We start from the raw sequence: 17,328 nt of genomic DNA, 5'->3' as shown, positions 1-17,328 counted from the left end.
GGAGGAATTCTTGTGTGATAGGTTTGTGCGGTAAACCGCTGTTTCCTCGCAGTAACTGCGAAATATTTCCCGCCTTGCGCAGGAATTAGCAAGAAAATGCACGGCTGGCCCTCGTATCATTCACCCAAGTACGAGTGAGAGCCTTGCAATGAACCCAATAAAAACGTGGTGGGATATCAGCCCGCCCTTGAGTACGGCGACGCCGACCTGGCCGGGCGATACGCCGTTCCAGGAAGCGCGCGTATGGCAGTTCGGCCCTGAGTGCCCGGTGAATGTAGGGCGTGTGACCTTTTCGCCGCACACCGGCGCCCATGTGGATGCGCCGCTGCATTACAGCGCCGACGGCGCGCCGATCGGTGAGGTGTCGCTGGATGTGTACATGGGCCCATGCCGGGTGCTGTATTGCCTGGGCAGCGGCGCACTGGTGCAGCCGCATCAATTGCAAGGGCGTGTGGATAACTTGCCTGAGCGCGTGCTGCTGCGTACTTATCCACAAGCGCCGCTGACCGAATGGGACTCGAATTTCACCGCCATCGCCCCGCAAACCATTGAACTGCTCGCCAGCCTGGGCGTGCGCTTGATCGGTATCGACACACCGTCGCTGGACCCGCAACAGTCCAAGACCATGGATTCGCACAATGCCGTGGCCCGCCATGGCATGGCGATTCTCGAAGGCATCGTGCTCGATGACGTGCCGGAGGGCGATTATGAGTTGATCGCGCTGCCGCTGCGTTTTGCCAACCTGGACGCCAGCCCCGTCCGTGCCATTCTGCGCCCGCTCAAGGAGCCCACGCGATGAGCCAGTGTCCCTTTTCACCTGATTACCAGCCGCCGGAAGAATGGCATAACGCCGAACTGAATTTTTCCGAGTCCATGAGCTACGGCGACTACCTGGACCTGGGCAAAGTCCTCAGTGCCCAGCACCCGCTGTCGCCGGACCACAACGAGATGCTCTTTATCATCCAGCACCAGACCTCGGAGCTGTGGATGAAACTGATGCTCCACGAACTCAAGGCCGCTCGCGAACACGTGCGCCTGGGTGAGTTGCCGCCGGCCTTCAAGATGCTGGCGCGGGTGTCGCGGATCTTCGACCAACTGGTGCACGCCTGGGCCGTGCTGGCGACCATGACGCCGTCGGAATACAAGGCGATTCGCCCGTTCCTGGGGCAGTCGTCGGGGTTCCAGTCGTTCCAGTACCGCGAGATCGAATTTATCCTCGGCAATAAAAGCGCAGCACTGTTGCGCCCGCATGCGCATCGGCCAGAACTGTTGAATGAGTTGAAAGTGGCGATTGCCACGCCGTCGTTGTATGACGAGGCGATCAACCTGATGGTTAAAGCGGGTTTGGCGATTGACCCCAAACGCGCCGAACGCGACCCGACGGCGGCCACGGTTCACGATGAGTCGGTGGAGGCGGCGTGGCGCGAGGTGTATCGCGACCCGAGTCGGTATTGGGATTTGTACCAGTTGGCCGAGAAGTTTATCGACCTGGAAGACTCATTCCGCCAGTGGCGCTTTCGGCATGTGACCACGGTGGAGCGCATCATCGGCTTCCAGCCCGGCACCGGTGGCACGGAAGGCGTGGGTTACCTGCGCAAGATGCTCGACACGGTGTTGTTCCCCGAACTGTGGCGAGTGCGTTCCACGCTCTAAAAAAAGCCCCGGAATTCCGGGGCTGATCGTTCCCACGCTCTGCGTGGGAATGCCGCTTTGGACGCTCTGCGTCCGCTTCATGTGGGAGCTGGCTTGCCTGCGATAGCGGTGTGTCAGCCAGCCCATCCACTGACTGACCCACCGCCATCGCGGGCAAGCCCGGCTCCCACAGGTATCACTGCGCCACGGCTACTTTCGCGTTTCTGATCCGCAACCGGTAGGCAATGTAGATAATTCCCACCCACACCGGCATCGCATACACCGACTCGCGAATGCCTGGAATCGCCAGCATCACGCTGATGATCACCACCATGAACGCCAGGCACAGGTAGTTGCTGAACGGGAACCAGAAGGTCTTGAACGACGGCGTCACGCCTTGCTCGCCCATGGCCTTGCGGAATTTGATGTGGGTGAGGCTGATCAGCGCCCAGTTGATCATCAGCGAGGCAACCACCAGCGCGAACAGCAGTTCCAGCGCACTGTGCGGCGCGACGTAGTTGACCACCACGCACAGCATCGTCACCAGCGCCGAAATGGCAAGGGCGCGAATCGGCACGCCTTGCTTGTTGAGCTTCATCAGCGCCTTGGGCGCATCGCCTTGCTCGGCCAGGCCGAACAGCATGCGGCTGTTGCAGTACACGCCGCTGTTGTACACCGACAGCGCCGCGGTCAGCACCACGAAGTTGAGGATGTGCGCGGCAGTGTCGTTACCGATCAGCGAGAAGATCTGCACAAACGGGCTGCCGCTGTAGGGATCGCCCGACGCGCCGAGGGTTTGCAGCAGTTGGTCCCACGGGTACAGCGACAACAGCACGGTCAGTGCGCCGACGTAGAAAATCAGAATCCGGTAGACCACCTGGTTGATGGCTTTGGGGATCACTTTACGCGGCTCGCTGGCCTCGGCGGCGGTAATGCCCACCAGCTCCAGGCCGCCGAACGAGAACATGATGAACGCCATCGACATCAACAGCCCCATGCCGCCATTGGGGAAGAACCCGCCGTGGCTCCACAGGTTGCTCACCGAAGCTTGCGGGCCGCCGGTGCCGCTGAACAACAGGTAGCAGCCGAGTACGATCATGCCGACAATCGCCACCACCTTGATGATCGCAAACCAGAACTCGGCTTCACCGAAGAACTTCACGTTGAGGGTGTTGATCAGGTTGACCGCGACAAAGAACACCAGCGCACTGACCCAGGTCGGAATCTCCGGCCACCAGAACTGGATGTATTTGCCCACGGCCGTCAGTTCGGCCATGCCCACCAGCACGTAGAGCACCCAGTAGTTCCAGCCCGCCAGGAAGCCTGCGTAGCCGCCCCAGTATTTATGCGCAAAGTGGCTGAAGGAGCCGGCCACCGGCTCTTCGACGATCATCTCGCCAAGCTGGCGCATGATCAGGAACGCGATGAAACCGGCAATCGCGTAACCCAGGATCATCGACGGCCCCGCCGACTTGAGTACCCCGGCCGAACCGAGGAACAACCCTGTGCCAATCGCCCCTCCCAAGGCAATCAGCTGAATGTGCCGGTTCTTCAGGCCACGCTTGAGGCCCACCGGGTTAACCATGTCATCCGCCATTAACATTCCCTTCTACTTGTTTTTCTTGAGGGTGATTGCACGCCGCATCAACCCCTCAGAACCGCTGAGGGGTCAGATATTACTCTGCGTAAACTTTTCGTAATACAGTTGAACGCCATCAAGTGCCTGATCCGCCAGCCATTGTTGAATGGATTCGACCATTGGAGGGGGCCCGCACACGTACATATCCGCCGAACCGTCCCGCAATTCGGCCAGGTCGAAATGTTCGGTGAGGTAGCCGCGTTTGCCCGGCCACTCGGGCGACGGGTCGCTGAGCACTTCGGTGTAGCGAAAGCCGGGGATTGTCGAGGTGTAGGCCTGGATGCGTTGGGCTTCGCACAAGTCCTCGGCCCCGCGCACGCCGTAATACAAGTGGACCGGCTGGTTGCAGCCGCTGGCAGCCAGCTCGTCGAGCATGCCCAGCAAGGCCGACAGGCCGGTGCCGCCGGCCACCAATATCAGCGGCCGGGTGACATGCCTGAGGTAGAAGGCACCCAATGGCGCCTCCATCAGCACTTCATCACCCACCTGGCAGCGTTCGCGCAGGTAGTTGCTCATGACACCATCGGGCAACAGGCGCACCAGAAACTGCAATTGATTGCCCGACCGGTTGGCAAAAGAATACGAACGCCAACGGTCGGTGCCTGGAACCGACAGACGGGCATATTGACCGGGCAGGAAGTCCAGTGAATCGTCCAGGGTCACCTGCAAAATCGCAGTGCTGGCCGACACCCGCTGCACCCCACTGACCTTGCCGCGCACGTGCACCGGCCCCGGCGCATTGCACAGGCTCGATTCAAAATCGAAGTAGAACGTAGCGTCGGACTGCACCCGCGTCTGGCAACTGAGCATCTTGCGTTGCTTGAGGTCGAGGCTGGAGAGGGCTTCGTCGTCGACATAATCCTGGGTGTAATCGCCGGACTCGCAACGGCCCTGGCAGGTGCCGCACACGCCTTCACGGCAATCGAGGGGGATCCTGATGCCGTTGCGCAATGCCGCATCCAGCAGGATTTCATTCGCGCCTACCGGGAAAAACAGGGTTTTGCCGTCGGCAAAACTGAAGGCCACTTTGTGATTCATCCGCATAACTCCGCGTATCTGATTTTTGTGGCTGCCCCGTGAGCTTTTGTGGCGACCGGGCTTGTTGTGGCAAACGGGCTTGTTGTGGCGAGCGGGCTTGCCCCGCGTTGGGCTGCGAAGCAGCCCCAATAAAGTCACCGCATTTATCCAGTCAAACCGCAGTGCCTGGGCCAGGGGCCGCTTCGCGCCCCAACGCGGGGCAAGCCCGCTCGCCACAGGACGGTGCTTGTCACAAAATTTCTCTGCTACAGGTGATAGAAATCCAGCACCGAGTTGATGGTGTCGTTGAGCAGCAAGGCGTGCTTGCGAGTGATCAGCCAGCTGTCGCCATCCGGCTTGAGGTGGTAAGTGGCAGGCCCGTAGAACTGCTCTGAGGTGGCGAGTCGATAGAACAGCGTGTGCCAGTTCAGCTTCACCTCCAGCGTGCCGTCTGCCTGCTCGGCGATCCGCACGTTATTGATCAGGTGCAAGGTGCGCGGCATCGGCGTAGCGGACGCCGCCTTGCCGGTGCGCAAACGGAACACGCGGTCTTCCAGGCCCGAACGGTTGGCGTAGTAGATCAGCGACATCTCGCGTTTGGGGTCGCGGGTGTAGACGTGTTCCGAGTCCCATTGCGGCAAGTGAAACTCGCTCTGCGGGTCGAACAGTTGCACGTAGGCATCCCAGTCCTGGGCGTCGCACAGTTCGGATTTGCGATAGAAAAATTGCTCGATCCGGTACTGCAATTGGGCATCCATCACTTCACCTCCCGCAGTGTCAGCGCTTGCTGGTCCAGGCCTTTGAGCAGAAATTGCTGCCAGTTACGGTGCTGGTTCACATACAGGCCTTCGTGGGTGAATTCGGTGCCGGTCATGGCCGGTTGAATGCCGATGGCTTCGCTGTTCGGTGTCGGCCCGGTTTCCCAGCGATGGCTGCCCCGTGAGATATCGCTCCAGCGTTCCAGGCGGCCCTGGAAACCGCGCTGGGCTTCGCGAAATTCCACCAGATCATCTGGCGTGCCCATGCCCGACACGTTGAAGAAATCCTCGAATTGGCGAATGCGGTTTTCGCGGTCGGCGTCCGACTCGTTTTTCACGCCCAGGCACTGGCTGATGATCTCGGTCTTGTTCCACGCCACCGGGCGGATGATGCGCAGCTGCGAGCTGATCTGGTCGAGAAAGAACAGGCTCGGGTAGATGTTCAGGTTGCGCAGGCGGTGCATCATCCACTCGGCTTTCTGCTGACCGTGTTCATCCACCAGGCGCGGCATGATGGTGGCGTAGCCCGAGCGCACGCTGGGGTTGGGCATGTCGCTGAACAGCACGCTGTGGCCGTTGTTGAAGGCGAACCAGCCGTCATCGGTATTCGCGTCGCCGGCGCCGAGTTTGCTGTAGTCCAGGGTGCTGGCGGAGCCGCTGCCGTTTTCGGTATTCACCTGCTGGCGATGCTGCACCGTGGCCACGTAGTTGTAGTGCACGGTGCTGACGTGATAACCGTCCAGGCCGTTTTCATTTTGCAGCTTCCAGTTACCGTCGTAGGTGTAGGCGGATTTGCCCGGCAGCACTTCCAGTTCACCGGTGGCGGACTGCGCGACCATCATGTCGAAGAACACTTTGGCGTCACCGAGGAAGTCTTCCAGGCTGTCGGTGCCTTGCACGTTGAGGCTGATGAACACAAAGCCCTTGTAGCTTTCGATACGGGCTTTTTTCAGGCCGCGTGTGGCTTTGTCGAAACCTTCCGGGTATTCGCCCGGCGCCTTGACCTTCACCAGCCGGCCGTCGCTCTTGTAGCACCAGGCGTGGAACGGGCAGGTAAAGGTCGACTGGTTGCCCTTGCCGACACGGGTCAGCGTGGTGCCGCGATGTTGGCAGGCGTTGATCAGCGCATTGAGCTGGCCCTCGCCGTCGCGGGTGATGATCATCGGCTGGCGCCCGGCGCGCATCGTCACGAAGTCGTGGTTATTGGCCAGTTCGCTTTCGTGGCAGGCGTAGATCCAGTTTTTTTCGAAGATCAGTTCCATCTCCAGATCGAACAGTTCGGGCTCGGTGAACATGTCGCGGGCAATGCGGAACACTTCGTCCACCGGCCGAAAGTCCAGGCAACCTTCGATAAACGTTTTCCACTGCTCGACGCTTCTTGCACCACTCATGGGAGGCACCTTTTTTGATAGGGGCTAATCGGTGGGTTATTAGAGGCAGTGGGGCAGGGCGCGGGCTATCCGCTTAATGGGGGAAGGCAGGCCGCAAAATTGGGCAGCAAATACCCAGTTCAGTGCGCCCAGGTGACGCCATGCGCTACTGTCATACCAAGGGAAGGTCGCAAACGCCTGCGGCTTATCCACATAGTCGACGGTTGCTATCCACCCGGTTGCATTCAGGCGGGCGTGGCGTAGAACTTGCTGTCGATTGCCAACGACGCGCCGCCAGAGCGCGCAACCGCCTAACCGCCGTGGGTGCACCCTGATGAGTAGCCATACACGCGAAATCCATATTCAACGCTTCGATCTGGAAGGCGCCTGCAGCTGGATGTCCGGCATCTGCGGGCCGCACCGCCTGGCGACAAGCACGCCCGAGCGCCTGCGTTTTCACCACAGCGCCAACGTGTTCAAGTCCCGCGCCACCACCTTGGGCGTGATCGAGTACGGCACCGACGTGACCATTGATATCGAAGACGCCGAGCACTTCAGCAGCTACAGCCTGAGCCTGCCGTTGGTGGGCGAGCAGGAGTTGAGCAAGAACGGTCAGCAGCTCAGTTCCAACCGTGACCAGGGCGTGATTTTGTCGCCCAACGAGCATCAGGTGCTGGCGATATCCGGCGACTGCCGCAAGTTGCAGGTGGTGATCACGCGGGCGGCGATGAGTGAGTCCCTGGAGGGTTTGCTGCAACGGCCTATCGAGGCGCCGCTGCGTTTTGAGCCGGTGATGGACGCGGTGGACGGTGCTTCGGCGTCGTGGTGGCGCATGGCGCGTTATTTTATTGCCGAGCTTGAATGCAGCAGCGAGTTGTATGAGCAGGCGGCGTTTACGCGAGATCTGGAAAGCTCGCTGATCAAGGGTTTGATCCTGGCCCAGCCGAACAACTATTCAGAAGAGCTGCGCGCCGTGCTGGGCGTGAAGCTGCCGCATTATTTGATCCGGGCGCGGCAGTACATTTATGACAATGCCCGCGAGACGGTGAATCTGGAGGACCTGGAAGTGGCCGCGGGTGTATCGCGGTTCAAGCTGTTCGATGCGTTTCGCAAATACTTTGCGCTGTCACCGATGGCTTACCTGAAAAAGTACCGGCTGGGTGCCGTGCGCCAGGAAATCCTCGAGCACGGTTCAATCCGCACCATCTCCGAGATCGCACTGGGCTGGGGCTTTACCCACTTGGGGCGGTTTTCGGCGGAGTATCGCAAGTTGTTTGATGAATCCCCCAGCCAAACCCTGCAGCGCAAGCGCCTGCGCAGCATTTGAAAACAATGAAGATCAACCTGTGGGAGCTGGCTTGCCTGCGATGGCGGTGGACCCGTTGGCATCCTGGTTAACTGACCCACCGCTATCGCAGGCAAGCCAGCTCCCACAGGGGAGTTGCGCTGTTTGGAGGGTTTCAGATCAACTCCTCAACCAACTGCAAACAATGACTCAGCCCCGGCGACTGATCATTCACACGCCGGCTCAGGATAATCGGCGAGGTCGCAGTGGCTTCTACAATCGGCGTGTAGCCAATATCCGCCCGGTGCAACACCTGCACCGAGGCCGGCACCAGCGTCACGCCCATCCCTGCGCCCACCAGCCCGATCGCCGTCTGCAACTCGTTGGTCCACTGCGCCACCTTGAGGCTCAAGCCATGGGCGTCGAACAGCGCAATCACATGGTCGGCATAGCTGGGGCGCGGGTTGCCGGGGTAGAGCACAAACGGCTCTGCGGCCAATTGCGCGAGGGTGGCGGGCGCGCCCAGCAGCGAGTGGCCGGCGGGCAATACGGCGACCAGTCGATCTTCCACCAGCACGCGCTGGACGATGGCCGGGTCGTCGATGCGAATGCGCCCGAAACCCACATCAATGCGCCCGGCCTTAAGCGCCTCGACTTGCTGCAGGGTGGTCATCTCCGACAAGCCCAATTCCAGCTCCAGCGCCTCATGGTTGCGCAGCCGCCGTATCAACTCCGGCAGCACGCCGTACAGGGTCGAGGGTGCGAAGCCGATGCCCAGCCAGGTCTTTTCGCCCTGGCCGATGCGCCGCGTGGTGTCGCAGACCTTGGCCAGTTGTTCCAGCAGCCCATTGGCGTGCTCATAGAAAAACCGCCCGGCCTCGGTCAGCCGCAACGGGCGGCCGCGCTCCAGCAGAATCACGCCCAGTTCATCTTCCAGTTGCTGGATCTGCCGGCTCAATGGCGGCTGGGCGATGTGCAGGCGTTCGGCGGCGCGGGTGAAGTTGAGGGTTTCACCCAGCACCTGGAAATAGCGCAGATGACGCAGTTCCATATCGGCTCCTTTCATACCTTGAGGGTATCGTTCGAGACCCATTCTATATTGGAAGCCTTTAAAAATACGGCACAGAATCGGCTCAAACCTATAAAGAACCCAACGGGTATAGCCATGCCGATTTGCGCCATCGAGTCGATCGAGACCATCATCGTCGACCTCCCCACCATTCGCCCGCACAAGCTGGCGATGCACACGATGCAAAACCAGACGCTGGTGATCATCCGCCTGCGCTGCGCCGACGGCATTGAAGGCATCGGTGAGTCCACCACCATCGGCGGTTTGAGTTACGGCAACGAAAGCCCGGACAGCATCAAGGTCAACATTGACCGTCACTTCGCGCCGCTGCTGATCGGCCAGGACGCAAGCAATATCAACGCGGCCATGTTGCGCCTGGAGCGCAGCATTCGCGGCAACACCTTTGCCAAATCCGGCATCGAAAGCGCCTTGCTCGATGCGTTGGGCAAACGCCTGAACCTGCCGGTGAGCGAACTGCTCGGCGGGCGTGTGCGCGACGCCTTGCCGGTGGCCTGGACCTTGGCCAGTGGCAACACCGAACAGGACATCGCCGAAGCCGAAAAGATGCTCGACCTGCGCCGCCATCGTATCTTCAAGTTGAAGATCGGCGCCGGTGAGGTCAGCCGCGACCTGGCCCATGTGCTCGCGATCAAAAAAGCCCTGGGCGAGCGCGCCAGTGTGCGTGTCGACGTCAACCAGGCCTGGGACGAAGCTTTGGCCCTGCGCGCCTGCAAGGTGCTGGGCGATAACGGCATCGACCTGATCGAGCAGCCGATTTCGCGCAACAACCGTGGCGGCATGGCCCGGCTCAACCTGTCGAGCCCGGCGCCGATCATGGCCGATGAATCGATTGAATGTGTGGAGGACGCCTTCAACCTGGCCCGCGAAGGCGCGGCTTCAGTGTTCGCGCTAAAGATCGCCAAAAACGGCGGCCCGCGTGCGCTGTTGCGCACCGCCGCGATTGCCGAGGCGGCGGGCATCGGCCTGTACGGCGGCACCATGCTCGAAGGCGGCATCGGCACGTTGGCGTCGGCGCATGCCTTTCTTACGCTGAACACGCTGGCGTGGGGTACCGAACTGTTCGGCCCGCTGCTGCTCACCGAAGACATCCTCACCGAGCCGCCGGTGTATCGCGATTTTGAGCTGCATGTTTCCACCGCACCGGGCCTGGGCCTGGCCATTGATGAAGAGCGCCTGGCGTTCTTGCGTCGTGACACACACTAAGAGGCGCCTGCCATGTTGTTCCACGTAAAAATGACCGTGAATCTGCCGCTGGACATGAACCCCGAGCGCGCCGCCAGCCTCAAGGCGGAGGAGAAAGCCCTGGCGCAGCGCCTGCAGCAAGAAGGCAAATGGCGCCACCTGTGGCGCATCGCCGGGCACTACGCCAACTACAGCGTATTCGACGTCGACAGCGTGCAAGACCTGCATGACCTGCTGATGCAACTGCCGCTTTTTCCCTACATGGCCATCGAAGTGAACGCCCTGTGCCGCCACCCTTCGTCGATCCATGAGGACGACCGTTAAGCCCGTTTTCACCCAATAATTACAAGATGAGGATTTGCACCATGTCCATCCGACTGTCCCAGACTGCCGACGCCCAGGCGTTTCTCGAAGAAGCCAGCGGCAACCATAACGACGGCGGCAACCCGCGCGCCAAGGCGCTGATCTATCGGATCCTGCGCGATACGGTAAACATCATCGAAGACCTGGACGTGACCCCGGAAGAGTTCTGGAAGGCGGTCAATTACCTCAACGAATTGGGCAAGCATCAGGAAGCGGGTTTGCTCGCCGCCGGCTTGGGCCTGGAGCATTACCTGGACCTGCTGATGGACGCTGCGGACCAACAGGCCGGCAAATCCGGCGGCACGCCCCGCACCATCGAAGGCCCGCTGTACGTGGCTGGCGCACCGCTTAGCCACTACGAAGCGCGGCTGGACGATGGCAAGGACGACGCGGTGCCGCTGTTTATGCGCGGGCAAGTGCGGGGCACCGACGGCAAGCCGTTGGCGGGTGCGATTGTGGATGTGTGGCAGGCCAACACGGGTGGCACCTATTCGTGGTTTGACCCAACGCAATCGGAGTTCAACCTGCGTCGGCGCATTGAGACCGATGCCCAGGGCAACTACCGGTTCCGCAGCATCGTGCCGTCGGGCTACGGTTGCCCGCCGACCGGGCCGACTCAGCAACTGCTCGACCAACTGGGGCGCCATGGGCAGCGGCCGGCGCATATCCACTTCTTCATCTCGGCGCCAGGGCATCGGCACCTCACCACGCAGATCAACCTGTCGGACGACCCGTACCTGCATGATGATTTTGCCTACGCGACGCGCGATGAGTTGATCGCCGAGATTCGGTTTAGTGAGGATCAGCAATTGGCGCGGGAGTTTGGGGTGCAAGGGCGGTTTGCGCAGATTGATTTTGACTTTGAGTTGCAGCTGGCAGACGCACCGGTAGAGCAAAAGCGCATGCAGCGCGTTCGTGCCCTCGAAGACTGATTAAACGAGGAAGATCGTTCCCACGCTCGGCGTGGGAATGCCGCCCAGGACGCTCCGCGTCCGCTCTTAAAGGCGTGACGCAGAGCGTCACAGGAGACGTTCCCACGCAGAGCGTGGGAACGAGCATCTGGCTATTTGCGGACGACCAGGTCCAACACCTCATCCCGATCCTTGATCTTCTGCAACACAATCTCCGAACGAATATCCATCACCCCGGCCGTGCGGTTCAGGTGGTTCACGATAAAGTCGGAAAAGTGCTTGAGGTTACGCGCCTGCACGCGCAATACATAGTTGCTGGCGCCGGTGATCACATAGGCGCTGGCGACCTCCGGCCAACCTTGCACCTTCTTGATAAAGGTCTCGTGCCAGTCCTCCACATCCTGGCGCAACGACAGGTGCACGATGGCCTCCAGCTCAATCCCCAACTGTTCGGCATTCAACACGGCGCGGTAGCCGCTGATAACTCCTTCGCTCTCCAGCAGGCGCAAACGGCGCAGGCAGGCGGAGGGCGACAGGGCGACTTTTTCCGCCAATTCCTGGTTGCTGATGCGCCCATCCTGTTGCAAAAAATGCAGGAGGCGCAGGTCGGTGGCGTCGAGAATCATGCTTAGAATAAATCCGCGTGTTTGGGGGTTAAATTCGAATTTCCTTCAGCTTAATTAGCCTGTTACCCACCACTTTGCACGAAAATTCTCTAAAACTTCGTTCATTATTTGGTCCATCCTTACTTACAAAAATCAGGACGACCCATGACCTCTCGAAGCCACTGCCAAGCCCTCGACGCCCAGGACCCGCTGGCGCCACTGCGTCAGCAGTTCGCCTTGCCCGCAGGTGTGATTTACCTCGATGGCAACTCTCTGGGCGCACGGCCGGTGGCGGCGTTGGAGCGAGCGCAGCAGGTGATCGCCGAGGAGTGGGGCAATGGCTTGATTCGCAGCTGGAACAGCGCCGGTTGGGCCGATTTGTCCCTACGCCTGGGCAACCGCCTGGCGCCGCTGATCGGCGCGCGTGACGGTGAAGTGGTGATTACCGATACCACCTCGATCAACCTGTTCAAGGTGCTCAGCGCTGCCTTGAGCGTGCAGCGCCAACGCGAGCCTGCGCGCAAGGTGATCGTCAGCGAGGCGAGTAACTTCCCCACCGACCTGTACATCGCCGAGGGCCTGACCGAGTTGCTGCAACAGGGCTATTCCATCCGGCTGGTCAACAGCCCGGACGAACTGCCCCAGGCCATCGACCAGGACGTGGCGGTGGTGATGCTCACCCACGTCAATTACAAGACCGGCTACATGTACGACATGCAGGCGCTCACCGCCCTGAGCCACGAATGTGGCGCGCTGAGCATCTGGGACCTGGCGCATTCGGCGGGCGCGGTGCCCATCGACCTGAACAAGGCCGGCGCCGATTATGCGATCGGCTGCACCTACAAATACCTGAATGGCGGGCCGGGCTCCCAGGCGTTTGTGTGGGTCAACCCGGCGCTGGTGGATGTGGTGCGCCAGCCTTTGTCGGGTTGGTTCGGGCACACACGCCAGTTCGCCATGGAAGCTCACTACGCGCCAAGCGCCGGCATCGCGCGCTACCTGTGCGGCACACAACCGATCACGTCATTGGCCATGGTCGAATGCGGCCTGGAGATTTTTGCCCAGACCGACATGGCCAGCCTGCGCAGCAAATCCCTGGCCTTGACCGACCTGTTTATCGCGCTGGTCGAAGCCCGTTGCGCCGCCCACGGGCTGGAGCTGATTACGCCGCGTGAGCATGCCAAGCGCGGCAGCCATGTGAGTTTCGAACACCCGGAAGGTTATGCGGTGATCCAGGCTTTGATCGCCCGTGGGGTGATCGGTGATTACCGTGAGCCGCGCATCATGCGCTTTGGGTTTACGCCGTTGTATACGAGCTTTACCGAGGTATTTGATGCTGTAGAGATCCTGGGCGAAATCCTCGATAACTCCACTTGGGACCAGCCGCAATTCAAAGTGCGCAACAGCGTCACTTAAGAACAACACCTATCAACTGTGGGAGCTGGCTTGCCTGCGATAGCAATAGTGAATGCACCACCGCCCTCGCAGGCAAGCCAGCTCCCACAGGGTTCAGCACCGGCAGTAACCATCACAATAATAAAGGGGCACGCCACGTGACCACGCCAGACAACGGCTTTGCAGAGATCACCCACCGCGAACTGGGCCTGAGGCGCCAGCTCACTTCCGGCCAGATGAGCATGATCGCCATCGGTGGCGCCATCGGCACCGGCCTGTTTATGGGCAGCGCCTACGCCATCGGGTATGCCGGGCCGAGTGTGCTGGTGAGTTACGCCATCGGTGCGTTGATCACCTTGCTGCTGATGGGCTGCCTGGCGGAGATGACCGTGGCGCACTCCACCTCGGGCTCGTTCGGCGCCTATGCGGAGTTTTACATCAGCCCGCTGGCCGGCTTTCTGGTGCGTTATGCCTACTGGGCGGCGATTGTGCTGGCAGTGGGCGCCGAGGTCACGGCGGTGGCGATGTACATGAAGTACTGGTTCGCCAACGTGCCGGAGTGGGTGTGGATCGTGTCGTTTTCCAGTGTGCTGATTCTGCTCAATGCTATCAGCGTAAAGACCTTCGGCAACTTCGAATACTGGTTCTCGACCATCAAGATCACCGCGATCGTGGGCTTCATCATCCTCGCGGTGTACGTGGTGTTCGGCTCCGGTAACCCTGACTATGGCGTGCAGAACTACACGGCCCATGACGGGTTTTTTCCCCATGGGTTGAGCGGCATGTGGATTGCGGTGATTGTGTCGATCTTCAGCTATCTGAGCGTAGAAATGATCGCCGTGGCCGCCGGTGAAGCCGCCGACCCGGAGCAGGCGGTGAAGAAGGCCTTTCGCGCCACCATCGTGCGGTTGGTGGTGTTCTACCTGCTGACCCTGGCATTGATGCTCGCCATCGTGCCGTGGAACCAGGCCGGCCAGACCCAGAGCCCGTTTGTCACGGTGATGCAGACCATCGGCATTCCCGGTGCCACCGGAGTGATGAACTTCGTGATCCTGATCGCGGCGTTGTCGGCGATGAACAGCCAGCTCTATATCACCACACGCATGATGTTCAGCCTATCGCGTGCAGGCTTTGCGCCCAAGTCCATGGGCGCCTTGAGCAAGAGCGGCATTCCGCTGAACGCGTTGCTGCTGTCCAGCTCCGGCATTGCCCTGGCGACCTTGCTGAATGTGGTTTACCCGGAAAGCTCGTTCACGCTGATGATGGCGATTTCGATGTTTGGCGCGATCTTCACCTGGTTCATGATCTTCCTCACGCACCTGTTTTTCCGCCGTTATCGCAAGCGCCACGGCGGGCCGAAGCTGTCGTTCCAGCTGCGCCTGTTCCCCTACAGTACGCTGCTGGGCCTGGTGCTGATGGGCGCGGTGATGATCACCACGTACTTCACCGAGGCCTTCAAGATGACGCTGGTGTTTGGAGGGCCATTCCTGCTGATTCTGTCGGCGGTGTATTACGGGTTTTTCCGCAAGGGCAGGGCCAGGGCGTCGAACAAGGCCTTGGCGTAACCCGGCAACTGCTCGAAGGAACGGGCGCATAACAGCAGCGTGCGACAGGCCCAGTCTTCAGTTAATGGCTGGGCCTTGATGCGCTTTACTGTCGGCCAGCGTTCCAATGCGGCCTGGGGCACGATGCCCAGGCCGGCGCCGCCGGCGACCATGCGGATCAACCCATCAAAACCCTCGGCGCGAATGCGGGTTTGCAGGCGAAAGCCTGCGTGCAAGGCCTGTTCTTCCAGGTAGACCGAAAGTGCGCTGCCGGCGGTCAGGCCTACATAATCGTATTGCAGGCTGTCGATGAAGTTCGCCGTCGCCAACGGATGATCGAGGGGCATGATCAGCACCAGCGGGTCATCGCGAAACGGCAGGGTCTGCAAGCCGTGGGTGTCCACCGCATCGGAGATAATCCCCAGGTCTGCTGTGCCTTGGCGCAAGGCTTGGGTAATGCGCAGGCTCGGCAGCTCCTGCAAGTCGATATCGAGGTTGGGGTGTTGGCGCAAAAAATCCGCCAGCAGTTCCGGCAGGTATTCGCTCAGGGCGGTGGTGTTGCACAGCAGGCGCACCTGGCCTTTGATGCCCTTGGCGTATTCGGCCAGGTCCTGTTGCAGGTGCTCGGCCTGTTGCAACAACAGGCGGGCGTGACGGGCCAGGGCTTTGCCGGCGGGTGTTGGGGTGACGCCACGACGGTTACGTTCGAGTAGCTCGATGCCCAATGATGCTTCCATCGCGCGGATGCGTGCGCTGGCCGCCGCCAGGGATAAATGGCTGCGCGCCGCGCCGGCGGTGATGTTGCCGGTGTCGAGGGTGTGCAGGTAGAGGCGCAGGTCGATCAGGTCAAAGTGCATGGCTGGGGGTTCTCGAGTGACTTCACTGGCCTTATCGCAGGCAAGCCAGCTCCCACCTTTTGCTTTGTGAACACAGTGAAATGTGGGAGCTGGCTTGCCTGCGATAGCTATTTCAGCCTCACGAAAAACAAGAGGCTACCTCAGTATATGGCGAATTTTCGGCCTCAACGAAATCCTGCAAAATCGCCCCATGACTACCTTCCTGGCGTTCTACCAAAACCTCGGCCCCGCCTTGACCCTGCTGGTAATCGGCACCTTCCTGCTGGCCGGCACGGTCAAAGGCGTGATCGGCCTGGGCCTGCCCACCGTGGCCATGGGCATGCTCGGCCTGGCTATGCTCCCGGCGAAGGCTGCGGCTTTATTGATCATCCCTTCAACGGTCACCAACCTCTGGCAACTGGCGTTCGGCGGCCACTTGAGCGCCTTGCTCAAGCGCCTATGGCCCATGCTGCTGCTGATTTTCCTCGGCACCGGGCTCGGCACCTTGTGGCTGGGCATGGACGGCGGGCACTGGGTGGTTCGCGCGCTAGGGGGCGCCTTGCTGGTGTATGCGTTAAGTGGCTTGTTCCTGCCGACCTTCAAGGTGGAGCCTCAAACGGAGCGCTGGCTGGGCCCGTTGTGCGGTCTGGTCACCGGCCTTATCACTTCGGCGACCGGTGTGTTCGTGATTCCGGCTGTGCCCTATCTGCAAGCCCTGGGTTTGCACCGCGATCAATTGGTGCAGGCGCTGGGGCTGGCGTTCACAGCTTCCACGCTGGCGTTGGCCGCTGCGTTGGCCTGGCGCGGCACCTTGGGCGGTGGCGAAGTCAGTGCTTCGTTGCTGGCACTGGTGCCCGCGCTGCTGGGCATGTGGCTGGGCCAGGTGTTGCGCCAGCGCATCAGTGCGGTGCTGTTCAAGCGAGTGTTTTTTATCGGCATGGCGCTGCTGGGCAGTCACTTGCTGATAAGCGGTTAAATCAATAGTCCGTGGGCTATTCGTGCGTTTTGGTCAAATGTATTTTGCCGCACCGCCGCTTATTCCAAGGGTTGAATGTCGATAGCCTGCCGGCAGATATCTTCATCCCTTTGGAATCCCTCCCATGAAAAAAGTCCTCCTGCTCAACGGCGGCAAAAAATTCGCCCACTCCGATGGCCGCTATAACACCACCTTGCATGACGCCGCCGTGGCCGTGCTCGACCGTGGCGGCATCGACGTCAAAGTCACCCATATCGACGAAGGCTATGACGTGGCTGAAGAAGTCGCTAAGTTCCTCTGGGCCGATGTGATCATCTACCAGATGCCTGGCTGGTGGATGGGCGCGCCGTGGATCGTCAAGAAGTACATCGACGAAGTCTTCACCGAAGGCCACGGCAGCCTGTACGCCAGCGACGGCCGTACGCGCTCCGATGCGTCGCAGAAATACGGCAGCGGCGGCCTGATCCAGGGCAAGCAATATATGCTCTCGCTGACCTGGAACGCGCCGCAGCAGGCCTTTGACGACCCAACCGATTTCTTCGAAGCCAAGGGCGTGGACGCCGTGTACTTTCCGTTCCACAAGGCCAACGAGTTTCTTGGCATGACCAGCCTGCCGACCTTCCTGTGTGTGGACGTGATGAAACGCCCGGCGATCGAGGCCGACGTGGCGCGCTACGAGCAGCATCTGGCGCAGGTGTTCAATTTCTCGGTGTAAGCTGCCAGCA

At 60.5% G+C, this 17,328-nt stretch carries 17 protein-coding genes; 10 read left to right on the top strand and 7 right to left on the bottom strand.

Annotated elements, in window-relative coordinates; all coding sequences use genetic code 11:
• The first annotated feature begins 148 nt into the window (after positions 1-148).
• Together kynB and kynA are read left to right on the top strand one after the other, a co-directional pair.
• Complete coding sequence (gene kynB / locus ASE80_RS07610) at positions 149-799, top strand: arylformamidase (protein WP_056858369.1); 651 nt, start codon at positions 149-151, stop codon at positions 797-799.
• The gene (kynA, locus tag ASE80_RS07605) at positions 796-1,653 is read left to right on the top strand and encodes a tryptophan 2,3-dioxygenase (RefSeq protein ID WP_017137968.1); all 858 of its coding nucleotides are present in this window, start codon (positions 796-798) and stop codon (positions 1,651-1,653) included. The genes kynB and kynA overlap by 4 nt, the downstream gene beginning before the upstream one ends.
• A gap of 175 nt (positions 1,654-1,828) precedes the next feature.
• On the opposite strand, the gene ASE80_RS07600 is transcribed toward kynA, so the two are convergent.
• The 4 genes from ASE80_RS07600 to antA all read right to left on the bottom strand — a co-directional run bounded on the left by ASE80_RS07600 (position 1,829) and on the right by antA (position 6,437).
• Positions 1,829-3,229 (bottom strand): amino acid permease, encoded by a 1,401-nt coding sequence (locus ASE80_RS07600; RefSeq protein WP_056858368.1) that lies wholly within the window; start codon positions 3,227-3,229, stop codon positions 1,829-1,831.
• A 72-nt stretch (positions 3,230-3,301) separates the two neighbouring features.
• Positions 3,302-4,309, bottom strand: coding sequence for an anthranilate 1,2-dioxygenase electron transfer component AntC (antC, locus tag ASE80_RS07595; RefSeq protein WP_056858367.1), 1,008 nt, complete (start codon positions 4,307-4,309; stop codon positions 3,302-3,304).
• A 245-nt stretch (positions 4,310-4,554) separates the two neighbouring features.
• On the bottom strand, positions 4,555-5,046 hold the full coding sequence (gene antB / locus ASE80_RS07590) for an anthranilate 1,2-dioxygenase small subunit (protein WP_056858366.1): 492 nt from the start codon (positions 5,044-5,046) through the stop codon (positions 4,555-4,557).
• Complete coding sequence (gene antA / locus ASE80_RS07585) at positions 5,046-6,437, bottom strand: anthranilate 1,2-dioxygenase large subunit (RefSeq protein ID WP_056858365.1); 1,392 nt, start codon at positions 6,435-6,437, stop codon at positions 5,046-5,048. Before antA ends, antB begins: the two co-directional genes overlap by 1 nt.
• 313 nt (positions 6,438-6,750) lie before the next feature.
• Between antA and ASE80_RS07580 the strand changes: the two genes are divergently transcribed.
• A complete protein-coding gene (locus ASE80_RS07580; RefSeq protein ID WP_056858364.1) occupies positions 6,751-7,743 on the top strand; it encodes an AraC family transcriptional regulator in 993 nt (330 codons plus the stop codon).
• A 133-nt stretch (positions 7,744-7,876) separates the two neighbouring features.
• On the opposite strand, the gene ASE80_RS07575 is transcribed toward ASE80_RS07580, so the two are convergent.
• Complete coding sequence (locus tag ASE80_RS07575; RefSeq protein ID WP_056858363.1) at positions 7,877-8,752, bottom strand: LysR family transcriptional regulator; 876 nt, start codon at positions 8,750-8,752, stop codon at positions 7,877-7,879.
• Positions 8,753-8,866: 114 nt separating this feature from the next.
• Here ASE80_RS07575 and ASE80_RS07570 point away from each other — a divergent pair, with 114 nt between their 5' ends.
• The 3 genes from ASE80_RS07570 to catA are packed head-to-tail and all read left to right on the top strand — an operon-like array spanning position 8,867 to position 11,268.
• The gene (locus ASE80_RS07570) at positions 8,867-9,994 is read left to right on the top strand and encodes a muconate cycloisomerase family protein (protein ID WP_056858362.1); all 1,128 of its coding nucleotides are present in this window, start codon (positions 8,867-8,869) and stop codon (positions 9,992-9,994) included.
• A 12-nt stretch (positions 9,995-10,006) separates the two neighbouring features.
• Positions 10,007-10,297 carry a muconolactone Delta-isomerase gene (gene catC / locus ASE80_RS07565; protein WP_056858361.1) on the top strand — a complete coding sequence of 97 codons (291 nt, stop codon included), beginning with the start codon at positions 10,007-10,009 and terminating at the stop codon, positions 10,295-10,297.
• Positions 10,298-10,338: 41 nt separating this feature from the next.
• Positions 10,339-11,268: a catechol 1,2-dioxygenase gene (gene catA / locus ASE80_RS07560; protein ID WP_056858360.1), complete on the top strand. Its 930-nt coding sequence runs from the start codon at positions 10,339-10,341 to the stop codon at positions 11,266-11,268.
• Positions 11,269-11,399: 131 nt separating this feature from the next.
• Here catA and ASE80_RS07555 read toward each other — a convergent pair whose 3' ends face one another.
• Positions 11,400-11,873, bottom strand: coding sequence for an Lrp/AsnC family transcriptional regulator (locus ASE80_RS07555; protein WP_017531067.1), 474 nt, complete (start codon positions 11,871-11,873; stop codon positions 11,400-11,402).
• 144 nt (positions 11,874-12,017) lie between these two features.
• Between ASE80_RS07555 and kynU the strand changes: the two genes are divergently transcribed.
• Together kynU and ASE80_RS07545 are read left to right on the top strand one after the other, a co-directional pair.
• Positions 12,018-13,268, top strand: a complete 1,251-nt coding sequence (gene kynU, locus ASE80_RS07550) for a kynureninase (protein WP_056858359.1) — start codon at positions 12,018-12,020, stop codon at positions 13,266-13,268.
• A 137-nt stretch (positions 13,269-13,405) separates the two neighbouring features.
• Complete coding sequence (locus ASE80_RS07545; RefSeq protein ID WP_056858358.1) at positions 13,406-14,812, top strand: amino acid permease; 1,407 nt, start codon at positions 13,406-13,408, stop codon at positions 14,810-14,812.
• On the opposite strand, the gene ASE80_RS07540 is transcribed toward ASE80_RS07545, so the two are convergent.
• On the bottom strand, positions 14,758-15,648 hold the full coding sequence (locus ASE80_RS07540; RefSeq protein WP_056858357.1) for a LysR substrate-binding domain-containing protein: 891 nt from the start codon (positions 15,646-15,648) through the stop codon (positions 14,758-14,760). The genes ASE80_RS07545 and ASE80_RS07540 overlap by 55 nt on opposite strands.
• Before the next feature lie 190 nt (positions 15,649-15,838).
• Between ASE80_RS07540 and ASE80_RS07535 the strand changes: the two genes are divergently transcribed.
• Together ASE80_RS07535 and ASE80_RS07530 are read left to right on the top strand one after the other, a co-directional pair.
• Positions 15,839-16,603, top strand: a complete 765-nt coding sequence (locus tag ASE80_RS07535) for a sulfite exporter TauE/SafE family protein (protein WP_056858356.1) — start codon at positions 15,839-15,841, stop codon at positions 16,601-16,603.
• A 124-nt stretch (positions 16,604-16,727) separates the two neighbouring features.
• Positions 16,728-17,318: an NAD(P)H-dependent oxidoreductase gene (locus ASE80_RS07530; RefSeq protein ID WP_056858355.1), complete on the top strand. Its 591-nt coding sequence runs from the start codon at positions 16,728-16,730 to the stop codon at positions 17,316-17,318.
• Positions 17,319-17,328 lie beyond the last annotated feature (10 nt).

Source organism: Pseudomonas sp. Leaf15 (assembly GCF_001421425.1).
GTDB classification, from domain to species: domain Bacteria; phylum Pseudomonadota; class Gammaproteobacteria; order Pseudomonadales; family Pseudomonadaceae; genus Aquipseudomonas; species Aquipseudomonas salomonii.
This window is presented reverse-complemented; position numbering and strand designations above follow the sequence as displayed.

Bases quoted from the DNA above. Each gene is read 5' to 3' on its own strand.
- kynB (WP_056858369.1), top strand. From the start codon at position 149: ATGAACCCAATAAAAACGTGGTGGGATATCAGCCCGCCCTTGAGTACG.
- kynA (WP_017137968.1), top strand. From the start codon at position 796: ATGAGCCAGTGTCCCTTTTCACCTGATTACCAGCCGCCGGAAGAATGG.
- ASE80_RS07600 (WP_056858368.1), bottom strand. From the start codon at position 3,229: ATGGCGGATGACATGGTTAACCCGGTGGGCCTCAAGCGTGGCCTGAAG.
- antC (WP_056858367.1), bottom strand. From the start codon at position 4,309: ATGAATCACAAAGTGGCCTTCAGTTTTGCCGACGGCAAAACCCTGTTT.
- antB (WP_056858366.1), bottom strand. From the start codon at position 5,046: ATGGATGCCCAATTGCAGTACCGGATCGAGCAATTTTTCTATCGCAAA.
- antA (WP_056858365.1), bottom strand. From the start codon at position 6,437: ATGAGTGGTGCAAGAAGCGTCGAGCAGTGGAAAACGTTTATCGAAGGT.
- ASE80_RS07580 (WP_056858364.1), top strand. From the start codon at position 6,751: ATGAGTAGCCATACACGCGAAATCCATATTCAACGCTTCGATCTGGAA.
- ASE80_RS07575 (WP_056858363.1), bottom strand. From the start codon at position 8,752: ATGGAACTGCGTCATCTGCGCTATTTCCAGGTGCTGGGTGAAACCCTC.
- ASE80_RS07570 (WP_056858362.1), top strand. From the start codon at position 8,867: ATGCCGATTTGCGCCATCGAGTCGATCGAGACCATCATCGTCGACCTC.
- catC (WP_056858361.1), top strand. From the start codon at position 10,007: ATGTTGTTCCACGTAAAAATGACCGTGAATCTGCCGCTGGACATGAAC.
- catA (WP_056858360.1), top strand. From the start codon at position 10,339: ATGTCCATCCGACTGTCCCAGACTGCCGACGCCCAGGCGTTTCTCGAA.
- ASE80_RS07555 (WP_017531067.1), bottom strand. From the start codon at position 11,873: ATGATTCTCGACGCCACCGACCTGCGCCTCCTGCATTTTTTGCAACAG.
- kynU (WP_056858359.1), top strand. From the start codon at position 12,018: ATGACCTCTCGAAGCCACTGCCAAGCCCTCGACGCCCAGGACCCGCTG.
- ASE80_RS07540 (WP_056858357.1), bottom strand. From the start codon at position 15,648: ATGCACTTTGACCTGATCGACCTGCGCCTCTACCTGCACACCCTCGAC.
- ASE80_RS07535 (WP_056858356.1), top strand. From the start codon at position 15,839: ATGACTACCTTCCTGGCGTTCTACCAAAACCTCGGCCCCGCCTTGACC.
- ASE80_RS07530 (WP_056858355.1), top strand. From the start codon at position 16,728: ATGAAAAAAGTCCTCCTGCTCAACGGCGGCAAAAAATTCGCCCACTCC.